Origin of the sequence: Brumimicrobium mesophilum, assembly GCF_003025005.1 — a bacterium.
Classification (GTDB): domain Bacteria; phylum Bacteroidota; class Bacteroidia; order Flavobacteriales_D; family Crocinitomicaceae; genus Brumimicrobium; species Brumimicrobium mesophilum.
Genome location: NZ_PVSS01000004.1, coordinates 181,905 through 195,918, shown reverse-complemented (window position 1 = coordinate 195,918; position 14,014 = coordinate 181,905). Strand labels below are relative to the sequence as shown.

Genomic DNA, 14,014 nt, shown 5'->3' with positions numbered 1-14,014 from the left:
AACTTCGATAAATCAAACTCTCTACTCATTTATTAATTGGTTTTGCCATTACTAAATACTCTTTAACCTCTCTCGATTTATCATCCACCCTTCCCATTGTACTATGTTTGTAATCAATACCTTTAGAATATACTTCATAATTGTTTCCTAGGGTAGTTTTTGCTAGCTCAAGGATTTCTTCTAAACTAATCATACCCGAATTACTGTAGCTTAATACAAGTTTAGCTTTTTTATTTTTAATTCCTTGGAATAATTCTTCAAAGGCTCCAACGACCTCACTGCTTTTACAAAACGGTGACTGATGTCGATCTGTACGATATCTTCCCTTAAATAAAACATCTGGATAATCGTATCTAATTAAAGTTTCCAATGCATGATAAAATCTTGAATAATGAACAAAATTATAAGGTGGATCTGCATAGACCAATGTTCCTTCAGGTATAAACTCTAAGCATTCTCTATAATCTAAAGAATTAAAAGTGTGTTCAAATTGGTTTTGACCTGTAAATTCAATTAATTCTTTAAATTTCTTCTCGAAATATGGTATTATTTCTTTTTTTCGATAAATGATTATATCATTCATGGAGTTTGGATTGTTAGCCTTTCTATATTGTGCATAATGACCTGTACTTTGTGCATTATATGCCATTGCAAACATAAGGCTTGATAAAATAGTATTATAAACAGGAGTTTTTGAATATTCTTCTGCTGCTATTCTAATGGCATCTATCCAAAGGCACTGCTCAAAAGACCAATATGTCCCTGAATATTTTTTTATAAATAAATGATGTTCAATATCTATAAAATCAGAATATATTAACTCCTGTTGCTGTTGTTCAAGATCATTAAATTCCTTAAGCGGCATATTATGATGATATTCAAACTTTAATTTAGGGTAGAGAACATGAACTTTCTCTAAATGCTTTTGTGCTATTTGGATAACCTCTTCTATAATATTAGGATAATCCGCCCAACAATAATTTCCAAGATAAGTTTTAGCTAGTACTGCTGAATAACTTTGTATATCATTTACATGCATTGTTACTTCATTTCCAAGTGAACCGCTTAAGACACTACTTCCAGAAAATAAATCGCAAATATCTTCACCTTCATATATTTCGTTAAATGAATCAACCAAATATTTTAAAAGCGAACTCTTAGAACCCATATATTTAATAATATGAGGAACTTTCAGTTTGTAGTTTAAGACTTTATCTACTGTAAATATTGGACTCATTAATTTATAATTTGAGGACGTGAATTATATAACATTCTAAACAATGCTAAAATAGTCAAAATGTAGGCTAAAAAGAAAATTATCCACCATTTGAAATTAAGCAAATTCGATAAAAGCATTGCTATTGTATTTATTCAGCTTGTTTCTGGGCTTCTCTTTGCCATTTGTTTTGTACTTTTTTATCAATTAACCATTCATGTATGTTTTGAACATATTCAAAATCTTCATCGGAAATCTGATCGCTTGAAACATGTGAAACAATATTTCTTAATTCGTTTAACCTTACCCACCACTTGGTTTTATCCTCTTTGTTTAAATTCTCTTCATTTGGCATTGTATAATCGAATTCAAAAAACTTAACTCTTTTCTTATCATCGTTGACATACTGCCAATTCTGTTTAGCAATTTCCCTGTAATGAATTAAATTTAGATTGTCCCAAACTTCAGTTTCCTCTTCTTTAGTTCTAGTTCGATTTTTTCTCCTCATTCGGTCCTCAGCGTCATCTTGAATTTTAATTGGTACCCCTTTTTTCCAAGCCCACTCCTCTCCTAGTTTGTTATGTAGCTTCGATTTAAAATCTTTACGCATAAACTCTTCCACATTTTGGATCATTTTAAATGTATTGAAATTCAATTCTCTTTCTTGCTTTTTTATGTATTCTGACAATCCTTCTGGATCAAAATTTGGATGAACAGCCCTTATACAAATTTGAAATTTCCTCCAATATCTTGAAGGAGCGGTAGACCCCTTCATGTCTTTAAATTTATAAAAGGTATCTTCATCCATTTCTCTAACAAATGTAATTAGTGGGTCTAAATATTTTTGTGTCTCATTAAATAGAGTATGCGGCTTATCAGAACTACTATTAATTACATTAAAACTTTCTAGGTGGATAAGTATATCACTGAATAGTAATATAACTGCATGAACACCTTTATTTACAAATAGAAAGCTATCTTTTTGTTGTATCCAGTCTTCATTAAGACAATTTTTAAGATACTCAAATGAAAGTCTTAAATATTCATAGGTTTTATTAAAGGCTTCTTCTAAATTACCCTTGTAAAAAATTCCCAAACTCTCAATTTCACCTTTAGAAACTGAACCTAAAAATTCACTTTTTAGTAGCGCTGATGAAATGTTTCCAGGTGTTAATACTCTATTGTCCTCTCCTAATGAAATGTAATTATAAAAAGGTGAATCTTTTTCTTCACCGAGAAAAATTGAAACCCTTGAACAAAGTGCTTTAAATTGTTCTTTTAAATTAGTAGAAGTCCATAATAAATCTGCATTAAGAGTTTCTCTTAATGTCTTAGGAACGGCTTTTTGATTTTCATTTATTTGCATAAATAAATCAACCTGCTCTTCCCTTTTTAAATTAACAAAAGCCACAACAGGAATTGTATTAGTTTTAGCATACTTTGAACCTGCGTATCCATATAACCTATGTTGCCCATCAATAATATATGCAGATCTATACTTTTTAGGCAAATGTAAGACACCAACCTTAGAAATTGCTGTAGGAACTTGAGTATTGGCAGAATCAAATCTCAAACGTGAATCTTTAGCATCAAGACTAATAATTATGGAATTCGGAAAAAATCCCGATTCTTTAGTTATGAACTCGTTTATCTGTTTAAGTCTATTTTTTTTTATAATCCTTTGGTATGTAGGCATCATTTTTCTATTTGCCTTACTTCGATGTAAAACATATCCAATTTTTAATAGTTTATCCGGTTCAATTGAGAAGGAATAATACGTATGACTTCCCATTTTACCTTTAATTGCAGGTATTTGATTGTCAAGATCAGGAATTGTATTCCCTGAAAATAAGGCACCTAACAATTGATATCTTGCGGCAATACCAATTTGATTAAACATATTTAAATAATATTCTATTGACTCTTCATCTAAATGCAATCCCCCCAAATTAGCCAATCTCTCCAAATCATTTTCGCCAAGTGTTTTATTCTCAGTTGCAAGAATGAATTTTATTCTAGGCTTACTATTCGGAAACATTTTTTTTATGGTTGTTTCCAACCCTCCTTTAATACCTTTAAAAGACTCTAATTCTTTTTTAAAATTCCCCCTTCCATATTCAAGTGATGATTTACATTCAACATATAAAATGGATTCATCATCCTTGGCAAAAACATCTATCTGTTTAGTTAAATTTGGATTATTCTTCTCATAAGGTAAGACAAATCTTCGATCTGAGTTAAGATGGGTAAAACCTAGTTGAGCAAAAACACTCCAAACCTTATCCTCAAATAAAATGTCATGTGGTTTAGGTGCTTTCATTCTATAATGATGTTTCAGCTGTCGCTGAATTACCCAACCTTTATTCTTATATTCCTCAAGTAATTCTGCATCAATCGGAATATCTTCTAGAATATAATCTCTTTTTTTTAATTTTAATATTTTTTCTAATTCCTTCCCACTAGACAAACTCCCTAATAAATCAAGCCTACATTCCTCCTCCATTTATTTTAATTTTATGATCCCATTATAATTTTGTTAAATTAAACATAAATTTGATTTTAATAATAATGAATTACTCTGAAAATTAAATGTGAATAATCATATACCAACTAACATTTACATTAAATCATAACTACAATCTCAGAAGGTCATAAAAGATTATTTTACAAACCACTTCAAAACCACTTTAGCTGAAGCCTACCCACCCCTACTCAACCACAACCTTCCCATTATAACACTCCAAATTCACCCTAGAAACTTCTCCAGCACCAGCTTCATTAAATGTCCCCGAGAAATTTTGAACACTTGTTTTTGTATTACTCAATTCTCGCACATTTCTAAACCCATCTGGCACAATCAAATTGGAGTATTTCGTTTCCGCTTGCAATTTATACTTTGCGTTTGATTCGAATCTTAATCTTATATCAGCATATTTTGATTGTAGGTCTATTGCTGTAAAATTCGCTCCAATATTCTCCACTTTTAAATTTCCATTATAGATATTGAGGTTCATTTCAGTTTTTAATAAATCAATTTCAATTGGCGAATATTTTAGCGTTCCTTCAATTTTTCCAACATTGATGATTCTTATTTTGGATTGAAAACTTTCATTTAATTTTAAATGATTTATGGATTTAGCATTCAATTTTCCATATTTCATTTCAATTGTCAAATGATCTATATTTTGAGTAGTAAATGGACTTTGAAATGTTGCAATCTTTACATTTGAAGCATCTTTTTGCAGTTCAATTTTACCGTATTTCCAATTACCTTTTAGGTTTTTAATTTCTCCATTGGCTACTAAATTCGATTGGAATCCTTCTAAATTCAAATCCTCTACTCCACCTATTTTGACTTCAGAATATTTTGCATTTAGAGTTAATTTCTCAGCATCTCCAAGTCTAAATGTACTTTGAAAACTTTCTACCTTTCCATTTGTAATGTTATTCAATTCTGCGGTTCCGTATTTAACTTTAAGGTTTAATTCCTTCATGTCATTTGCATGTAATTTACCTTGGAATATGTCAATATTTCCTACTCCTTCAATGGTTTGCAATTCAATATCCGAATAGCTGTTTGAGAGGTTTACATTAAAGTACTTTGGGATTTTGACCTTATACTCTATTTTGAATTTCTTATACTTAATTTTTTCACCTTGATCTGTAGTGAAACTATTATGGCTTGAAAAATTAAACAATCCTTTATTGCCAAATGAAATATTAGCATTGTCGGAGCAATTTTTATAATCGGACCAATTGTTTGTTACACTCACGTCACTTCCTTCTGTAATTAGATCCATTTTAAAATTATCCAATCCTTTTTCAGTATCTTCATAATCCTTCGTTTCTAAAGTGAAATGCGCAGTAACTTCAATTGTTGGCTTATCCCAAGATTCAATTTTGATATTACCAAATTTATTGTCGAGCGTAAAAGTTTTAAGATTGGCAGCATCAACCGATTTCGTGATTGACTTCGTTTCTCCATTGATCTCATTGTTTTCTACTGTTGAGTTGGTTATTGGCTCATAAACCCTCTTATTATGAATAGGAACCAAATTTTTCGATTCATAACTTCCGTAATACTTTGAAAATCCAACTGAGCCAAAAGACTGATTTTCCGAATTCTTAATCATCGAAAAGTCAATTTCTTGTGATTTCTCAGTCGAATGTTGACCTGGACTAGTTGAAGTAATTTCATCCAATACTAAATTACTTTTTTGATTTTCAATAGATTGATAATTAATAAATTGCTTTCTTTCTTCCTTAGCATTTATTTTTGAAATATTCTCAAATGAATTATTTTCAGGTGTGTACTTTCCGTTTTCTGTGTTGTTAAAAGATATGCTATAAACCAAAATAGCTGTGGTAAAAAGTGTTGAAATTGTCATGATAATGATGTTTTTAAGATTCCACCAACTCTTTTTAGGCGGGCTGGTAACTCCTTTAGCACTAACTAAAGATTGTACATCAGCAAAACTCATTGCCAAAGGCAGATTTTTGGCCTTACTGAAATATTCTTCTATGCTTTTCGATTCCCTATTTTTCATCTTATAAAAAAATGGTTAATAATAGTTTTGACCTTTTATACGCAGGTTCATTTAAGAGTTTTTCAGAATTTAATATATCCGCCAATGCTACTCTACCCCTTTTTAATCTTTGCTTTACCGCAGATAAATTTGCGTTTTGCATTTCAGCGATCTCTTTCAATGAAAACCCACTTATTTCGAAAAGTATCAGTGATTCTTTTTGAGTTTCTGGAAGTTCATTCAATGCCTTATACAAAATGACCACGTCTAGTCTTGTTTCTGCATCAATTCCTTCGTTTTTCAGTGCAAAAGCTTCACTTTCGTTATACTCTGCCCTAAATTTCAATCTTCGGTTTTTACTTCTTAAAATATTTGTTGCCACCGAAAATAGAAAACTCAAAAAAGCTTCATCATTCTTGATTTTATCGAACTTTTCCAGTGCAACTAGCACCGTTTCAGAAATCAAATCCTCTGCCTCCATGAGTCCATAAGCTTTTGCATGACAAAATCTTGCAAAGGATTCGTGCACAGGTTCATAAAGGGCTAAAAATTTCTTCTGATAATCGTTCATAAAGTCACTTCGAATTTAAGGCTTTAGTAGTAAGTATCCTAACTTGGTGAAAAGTTACATTAGGAAATAATAATTTTAAAAAGTACGTGACTTTAGCGAGAGTTTGCCGGTCGGTCCTTTTACTTTTAGATCATTCAGTTTCATTATTCAACTACGTATCATGATAATTTCCCAATAAACCCCAACAATGTAATAATCAAAAAAAAATCACGTTTTTCTATAAATTCTAGGGTTTATGAAGGGCAACAAAAGAGACATTTTATCGGTACTACTATTTTCAATACTCTGTACTATACTTTTTCACAAGCAAGATTTAGGCTTAAATTTAATCATTGCGGAAACTATTATTCTTTCATGGTTAATTTATACAAAACAGTTTAAATTCAAGGGTTATTACTCAATTGCAGTAGGTATAGGATTAATAATTACATTGCTCTCTACCTTATTTACACATTCATTGTTTTCCTATATTCTACATTTTATTGTTCTATTTATATTCATCGGATTACTAATTTATCCACAAACTAAATCGCTTTATTTTTCATTTGGACAAGCATTTACAAACCTCTTTACATCGCATGGAGAATTGTACAATAAACTCACCAGTTCAAAATTAAAAGGCCGTAGTTTGAAGAGTTACATTAAGAAAATTGGAATTTTTATTGTTCCAGTTCTTATCATAATTTTCTTCATCATAATCTATCGCAATTCAAATCCTGTTTTTGATACTTTGATAGATGAAATCAGTAGATTTTTAGGAAAGAAATTAGACTTCATTTTTGAAAACTTAGACTTTTACTTAATTAGCTCATTTATTGGTTATGTACTAATTAGCACATTTATCTTAATTAGAACTTCAAATGAAAATTTGAAAATTATGGACAAGAATTCCAATGAGGAATTGGTTCGAAAGAGAAAGATAAACCTCAGATTTTTTAAATTTAACGCCTTAACCAATGAATATAAATCAGGAGTTTTCTTATTGATAACGCTGAATTTAATGCTCCTTATTTTAAACATAATTGACATTAAATGGGTTTGGTTTGGTTTTGAATGGGAAGGTCAGTTTCTGAGACAATTTGTACATGAAGGAACTTACTTATTAATATTATCAATACTCATTTCTATCATTTTAGTCTTGTATTATTTCCGTCGTAATATAAACTTTCTCAAAAATAATAGATTGCTTAAATACCTGAGCTACATTTGGTTAATTCAAAATGCTATTTTGACATTTTCAGTGGGAATGAGAAACTTCTGGTATATCAGTTATTTCTCCTTAGCCTACAAAAGAATTGGTGTAATCATATTTTTAATCCTCACTATTTACGGTTTGTATACTGTTTATGTAAAAGTAAAGAATAGAAAATCGGCTTTTTATTTATTCAAATCGAACTTCAATTCGTTTCTATTGGTTTTGGTGTTAAGTTCCTTATTTAATTGGGATTCAGTCATAGCCAAATACAATTTCAGAAATGCAGATACTTCATTTTTGCACCTCAATTATATGGTCACACTTTCCGATAAGGCCCTTCCCTACTTAGATAAATCTATTTTAGAGCTTGAGAAAATCAATAAAGTTCAAAACCAGAAATTTCGTTTTGAGCAAGAATATATGACACCAGAAAGATATTCTAGTATTATTGATAACCGTAAAGAAAACTTTATTAAAAAATGGGAGAATAAATCTACCCTTTCTTGGAATTATCCAGAGTATAAAGCCTATAAAATAATAGTTAAAGAATGGGACTAACTCCATTTCAATTTTCATGGATAGATCAAGTAAGATTATTTAAGATTGTAATCATTGTCTTTTTTCTATCATTTGGAAAAGTCAGAGACATTTAAAGCGCTAATTGTCAGCCATTTTTAAATGCACTACTTCCTCCCTTTATACCTTAATTGCATTCAAAATCAAAGCTTTAAAGAACCTTTAAAACAAGTTTGAAAAATCTAATGAATAAATATTCAATCGTAATGATATTTTATTACTTTTACTCGTATTATTATTAAGCAATTACGATGTGAAGTTTTCAAAACTTCATGATGAAACTTCAATTAAACCTAGGGTTATATTAATTAATCTAATTCGAACACTTTTGAGCCAAACTCAGGTTTTAGAGTTATTTTTTATTTGATCTCACTTCATATTGAAATTCAAATCAAACTTTTCCTTAATAATAATGAACACTACAATAAGATCTTATTCACAGACAATAAGATGGCTTGTTAAACAAAAAAATACTTAAAGTTATATTATTTAATATGGGAAATGAAAAAGTAAATTCTCTTGCTTTATTAGAAAGAAGAATGAAAATTGTTGCGAACGGAGTTGGAGTATTTAACACTGCAACCGTAGCACATGCAAAAGGTGCAATTATTACTGATATCGACGGGAATGAACTAATCGATTTCGCTGGAGGAATTGGAGTTGTTAACGCTGGACATTGTCCTGAACCTGTAGTTGAGGCTATCAGAGAGCAAGCAGGTAAATATTTACATACGAGTTTCAACGTGGTAACCTATGAACCTTACATCGAGCTGTGTGAGGAATTGGTTGAGATTCTACCACATGGTGAACATACTAAAGCAATGTTGGTAACCACTGGTGCTGAAGCAGTTGAGAACGCTATAAAAATTGCAAGACAAGCAACTAAACGTCAGGCGGTTATTTGCTTCACAGGAGCATATCACGGCCGTACAATGATGGCCATGTCATTAACGAGTAAAATTAGCTATAAACCGGATTGTGGTCCTTTCGCACCAGAAGTTTACCGTATTGCTTTTCCAAACGTTTACCGATATAAAGGACAAAGAGACGAAGAAGCTTTCATTGATGATGAATTACACCGATTACATGAAAGCGTTCTTAATTTAGTAGATGCTAAAAGCATAGCTGCAGTAATTTTAGAGCCAATTCAAGGAGAAGGAGGATTTAATCCAATTAACAAAAGATATCTCCAAGGATTGCGTGATTTCTGTGACCAATATGGAATTATGTTGATCATGGATGAAGTACAAAGTGGATTCTGCAGAACAGGTCATTGGGCGAGTTGGCAACATTATGGAATCACTCCAGACATCAGTACTTATGCAAAATCTATGGGTTCAGGTTTACCCATAGCCGCAGTTTTAGGAAAAGCAGAAATCATGGATGCTGCGGCAGGTGGCTCAATTGGAGGAACTTATATTGGAAGTCCAATTTCTTGTGTTGCCTCGTTAGCCACAATTAAATACATGAAGGAAATCGATCTAAACGGTAAAGCGAAGGTTGTTGGAAAAACCATTATGGATAGGTTAAATTCTTTAAAATCTGAATGTGAGTCAATTGGAGATGTAAGAGGAGTTGGTGCAATGATTGGAATTGAGTTTGTTAAGAACAATGATCCAAAACAACCAGATGCTGAAATTTGCTCAAAAATTGTCGCAGGATGCGCTGAGAAAGGATTAATTATGATTACAGCGGGAACTCATAAAAATATTATTCGTATATTATCACCATTGGTAATCACTCCAGAACAATTGGATAAGGGATTAACAATTTTTGAAAACCAAATTAAATTAGCTACAAGCAAGTAAATATGAAACCATTCGCAATAGCAGGAATACAAATGAAAGTATCCGCCGTCGCTTCCAATGTGGAAATGATGAAATTAAAGATTGATATAACAATGAATCTTTATCCTTGGATCGAAATGATAATGTTTAGTGAGTTGTGTGCCTTCGGTCCCCTAACTCATCATGCACAAGAATTTCCGAACAATTTTGAAGCAGAAATGCAAGCAAAAGCAAAACAATATGGAATTTGGTTGTTGCCTGGTTCAATCTTTGAAAAAAGTGAAGACAAAATATACAACACAGCGTCAGTAATAAACCCTCAAGGTGAAGTTGTAACGCGCTACCGTAAAATGTTTCCTTTTTATCCTTATGAGACTGGAGTAACGCCAGGAGAAGAATTCTGTGTGTTTGACGTTCCCGATGTTGGAAGATTTGGAGTTTCTATTTGTTATGACATGTGGTTTCCGGAAACAATAAGAACTTTAGTTACAATGGGAGCTGATGTGATTATGCATCCTACATTATCGGGAACTATTGATAGAGATATTGAGTTATCCATTGTTAGAGCAATGGCTTCAATAAACCAATGTTATCTATTCGATATGAATGGCTTAGACACTGGAGGTTGTGGTCGATCAATTGTTTGTGGACCTGATGGACGTGTCTTACATCAATCAGAAGGCACAGAGGAGATTGTTCCTTTAGAATTAAATATCGAAAGAGTTAGAAGAAGTCGGGAATTAGGAATTTTGAGATTAGGTCAACCATTGAAAAGTTTTAGAGATCACTTGAAAAAAGGTGTTTTTAATATTTATCAGCCCAATGCGCCTATCAATTATTTAGATTCTCTAGGTCCATTGATTAAACCTACTCGATTAGATGCCATTACTGAATTAACAATTAAAGAAGAAACACTTGTTCATAAGGATGAAACTATGCACTACAAAGGAGAAGATTTAACATAACTAAAACCAAACACCACTAAAACTATGGGAGGACCAGCATTAAGTAAAAAGAAAATATCAGTTAAAGATTTCGTGAGTTGGTTTGAAATACCGGCCTTAAATTTTGAACAAGCAGTAAATTTCTACAATCAAATTTTTGATATAGAGATGACACAGAATATTACAGACGTAAATTCAATGGCATTTTTCCCTGTTACAACTGGAATTGGAGGTGCTGTGATTTCAGGACCAGGTTCAATTCCATCTGATAAAGGTCCGCTTATTTATTTAAATGGAGGAAAAGATTTAAGCAAAGTCTTAAACAAAATAGAGAAAGCTGGCGGAAGAGTAATCATGCCTAAAACTTTAATAAGTAAAGAGGAAGGTTACTTCGCTATCTTTATTGATTCTCAGGGTAATAAACTCGCATTACACTCTAAAAACTAATTTGTGACGAAAAATAGAACTAAAAGTGCACCTTATTATAATATTGGACAACTGCGTGTTGATTTTTGGAATAAATTAAAGATTCAAACCTCAGAATTAACCCGTTGCAATAAAGGTTCGATAAATGAAAAGGACCACAAACAGAGCATTGAGGAACTACTCAGGGACTTGAAAGGAGTGGAATGTTTTTTCGCTTCTCCTGGAAAAGAACGTTTAAATAGATTAGAAAAAACTTTTATAGCCGAAGAGTTTGCTTCATTGGCCAATATGGTTCAAGATACCACCAAACAATTGGTTGGAGATAGCTATAAAAGTAATTCTGACTATGTTGATTTTGATGAACAAAGTATGGATTCTGTCGAAAATCATGAGGATCACAATAGCGTTAGGAAAAATCATTTCGAAGTACTTTTTATTGATAACGTTTCTGACATTGAAGAGTTTAAACTAAAAGAAACCTTAAAGAATTTACATTCTCCAAGTGATAAATTTACTTATGGTGTTGTTGTTCAGCGCTCTTTTCAGGATGGACTGATTTCTTTATTATTTAATCACAATATTCAGGCAGTGGTGGTTCGTTATGCTCCACCCTATCGATCAAAAAATATTTCTGAAGTCATAAAACCATATATTGGAAAGATTTCAAGACATGATTATTCACTAAAATCCGAAACAGACCTAGGTCCAATAGTCGCAAGCTTAATTAGAGAAATCAGACCGGAATTAGATGCATATTATGTTACAGACACCTCCTTAGGATTACTTAAAGACAGTACGATAAAAGATTTTAAAAGAATATTTTATCAAACTGAAGATATCCAAGAATTGCATTTAACAATTATGCGAGGTATTGCAGAACGCTATAATACGCCTTTCTTTTCTGCACTTGTTGAATACAGTAAAAAGCCAACAGGGATTTTTCACGCCATGCCTATTTCTAGAGGTAATTCTGTATTTAAATCTAGATGGATTCATGATTTTGGAGAGTTTTATGGCCGAAATATGTTTTTGGCAGAAACCTCTTCCACAACTGGTGGATTAGATTCTTTATTGCAACCAACTGGTCCGCTTAAAAAAGCACAAGAAATGGCAAGGGATGCTTACGGTTCTTGTCACACTTATTTTGTAACCAATGGAACATCAACTGCTAACAAGATCGTAATGCAAGGTTTGGTTAAACCGGATGATGTGGTGTTGATTGACCGTGATTGTCATAAATCTCATCATTACGGATTGGTTTTAGCAGGAGCCTATCCTGTTTACTTAGACTCCTATCCAATCGAAGAATATTCAATGTATGGAGCTGTTCCTTTAGAACAAATAAAAACTAAATTACTTCAACTTCAGGATGCCGGTAGGTTGCACAAGGTGAAAATGCTTTTGTTAACAAACTGTACATTTGATGGTTTAGTTTACAACGTGGAACGTGTTATGGAACAAGTACTTGCGATTAAACCAGATATGATCTTTTTGTGGGATGAAGCTTGGTTTGCATTTGCAAGTTTTGGATATGATTATAAACAACGTACTGGAATGTATGTAGCAAAAAAGCTACATAGAAGATACAACAGTCCAAAATACAAAAAGAAGTATTCTGAGTACATTAAAACCTTAAAAGAAGGTGAGCAGTCATTATTACCTGATCCTGATAAAGTAAGAATTCGAGTATATGCTACTCAGAGTACACATAAAACTTTAAGCAGTTTTAGACAAGGATCTATGATTCATATTTGGGATGAAGATTTTAGAAGAAAAACCGAGAATACTTTTCTTGAAGCTTATATGACCCATACCTCTACTTCTCCAAACTATCAAATGCTGGCTTCTTTGGATATTGGTAGACGTCAAGTTCAACTAGAAGGATTTGAACTAGTAGAAAAGAGTATAGAAATGGCAATGGTTTTGAGGGCTAAGATTAATGATACTCCACTTTTAAGTAAATATTTTGACGTGCTTACAGTAGGCGATTTCATCCCAAATAAATTTCGCGAAACTGGTTTAAACGAATATTACACAAAGAAAAATGGTTGGAATAGAATGTATACTGCATGGGCAAATGATGAATTTGTTCTAGATCCAACAAAAATAACCTTGTATATTGGTAAGACCGGAGTTGATGGTGATACCTTTAAAAATAGGTATTTGATGGATAAATTTAATATCCAAATCAATAAAACTTCAAGAAATACTGTACTTTTTATGACCAATATTGGGACTACGAAAGGAAGTATTACCTATTTAACAAATGCCTTATTGAAAATTGCAGATGAACTGGATGAAGAATTTAGGTCATTAAATGATAAAGAAATTGAAATTAGAGAAAAACGAATTCATTCATTAACGAAAGAAGTTCCGCCTCTCCCCGACTTTAGTTATTTCCATAGTTCTTTTCAAGCTGTTCCAGGAGTTCCAGGAGGTAATTTAAGAGAAGCATTTTTCTTAGCATATGATGAAAATAACTATGAATATGTTCCATTAAATGAATGCCTAGAAATTATTAACGTAGGCAGAGATTTAGTGGCTTCAACTTTTGTTATTCCTTATCCACCTGGTTTCCCAGTTTTGGTTCCAGGTCAAGTAATAAGTCAAGAAATCATCAATTTCATGACAGCATTAGATGTCAGCGAAATTCATGGTTACCGAGCTGATTTAGGAATCAGAGTTTTTAAAGAAAAAGTATTAGACAGGCACAAAGTTATTACCTCGATTGGTGGGATGTCAAAGGGTAAGACTAAAAAATAAACAATTGCTT

9 protein-coding genes are annotated in these 14,014 nt (G+C 32.1%); 5 read left to right on the top strand and 4 right to left on the bottom strand.

Annotation, left to right across the window (positions count from 1 at the left end; genetic code table 11):
* Positions 1-25: 25 nt before the first annotated feature.
* From C6368_RS05545 to C6368_RS05530, 4 genes are all read right to left on the bottom strand, one after another.
* Entirely contained in the window at positions 26-1,237 is a 1,212-nt protein-coding gene (locus C6368_RS05545; RefSeq protein ID WP_199851594.1) for a DNA adenine methylase, read from the bottom strand.
* Positions 1,238-1,367: 130 nt separating this feature from the next.
* A complete protein-coding gene (locus tag C6368_RS05540) occupies positions 1,368-3,719 on the bottom strand; it encodes a DGQHR domain-containing protein (RefSeq protein ID WP_107038194.1) in 2,352 nt (783 codons plus the stop codon).
* A 205-nt stretch (positions 3,720-3,924) separates the two neighbouring features.
* Positions 3,925-5,763 carry a hypothetical protein gene (locus C6368_RS05535; RefSeq protein ID WP_107038193.1) on the bottom strand — a complete coding sequence of 613 codons (1,839 nt, stop codon included), beginning with the start codon at positions 5,761-5,763 and terminating at the stop codon, positions 3,925-3,927.
* A gap of 1 nt (position 5,764) precedes the next feature.
* On the bottom strand, positions 5,765-6,313 hold the full coding sequence (locus C6368_RS05530; RefSeq protein WP_107038192.1) for an RNA polymerase sigma factor: 549 nt from the start codon (positions 6,311-6,313) through the stop codon (positions 5,765-5,767).
* Between the two features lie 235 nt (positions 6,314-6,548).
* Between C6368_RS05530 and C6368_RS05525 the strand changes: the two genes are divergently transcribed.
* The 5 genes from C6368_RS05525 (at position 6,549) to C6368_RS05505 (ending at position 14,004) form a co-directional block, all read left to right on the top strand.
* On the top strand, positions 6,549-8,066 hold the full coding sequence (locus C6368_RS05525) for a DUF4153 domain-containing protein (protein WP_107038191.1): 1,518 nt from the start codon (positions 6,549-6,551) through the stop codon (positions 8,064-8,066).
* 512 nt (positions 8,067-8,578) lie between these two features.
* Complete coding sequence (locus tag C6368_RS05520; RefSeq protein ID WP_107038190.1) at positions 8,579-9,892, top strand: aspartate aminotransferase family protein; 1,314 nt, start codon at positions 8,579-8,581, stop codon at positions 9,890-9,892.
* A 2-nt stretch (positions 9,893-9,894) separates the two neighbouring features.
* Positions 9,895-10,836: a carbon-nitrogen hydrolase family protein gene (locus C6368_RS05515; RefSeq protein WP_107038189.1), complete on the top strand. Its 942-nt coding sequence runs from the start codon at positions 9,895-9,897 to the stop codon at positions 10,834-10,836.
* 24 nt (positions 10,837-10,860) lie between these two features.
* Positions 10,861-11,262, top strand: a complete 402-nt coding sequence (locus C6368_RS05510; protein ID WP_107038188.1) for a VOC family protein — start codon at positions 10,861-10,863, stop codon at positions 11,260-11,262.
* A 3-nt stretch (positions 11,263-11,265) separates the two neighbouring features.
* Positions 11,266-14,004: an aminotransferase class I/II-fold pyridoxal phosphate-dependent enzyme gene (locus C6368_RS05505; protein ID WP_107038187.1), complete on the top strand. Its 2,739-nt coding sequence runs from the start codon at positions 11,266-11,268 to the stop codon at positions 14,002-14,004.
* Positions 14,005-14,014: the final 10 nt, after the last annotated feature.

Bases quoted from the DNA above. Each gene is read 5' to 3' on its own strand.
- C6368_RS05515 (WP_107038189.1), top strand. From the start codon at position 9,895: ATGAAACCATTCGCAATAGCAGGAATACAAATGAAAGTATCCGCCGTC.
- C6368_RS05520 (WP_107038190.1), top strand. From the start codon at position 8,579: ATGGGAAATGAAAAAGTAAATTCTCTTGCTTTATTAGAAAGAAGAATG.
- C6368_RS05540 (WP_107038194.1), bottom strand. From the start codon at position 3,719: ATGGAGGAGGAATGTAGGCTTGATTTATTAGGGAGTTTGTCTAGTGGG.
- C6368_RS05530 (WP_107038192.1), bottom strand. From the start codon at position 6,313: ATGAACGATTATCAGAAGAAATTTTTAGCCCTTTATGAACCTGTGCAC.
- C6368_RS05525 (WP_107038191.1), top strand. From the start codon at position 6,549: ATGAAGGGCAACAAAAGAGACATTTTATCGGTACTACTATTTTCAATA.
- C6368_RS05535 (WP_107038193.1), bottom strand. From the start codon at position 5,763: ATGAAAAATAGGGAATCGAAAAGCATAGAAGAATATTTCAGTAAGGCC.
- C6368_RS05510 (WP_107038188.1), top strand. From the start codon at position 10,861: ATGGGAGGACCAGCATTAAGTAAAAAGAAAATATCAGTTAAAGATTTC.
- C6368_RS05545 (WP_199851594.1), bottom strand. From the start codon at position 1,237: ATGAGTCCAATATTTACAGTAGATAAAGTCTTAAACTACAAACTGAAA.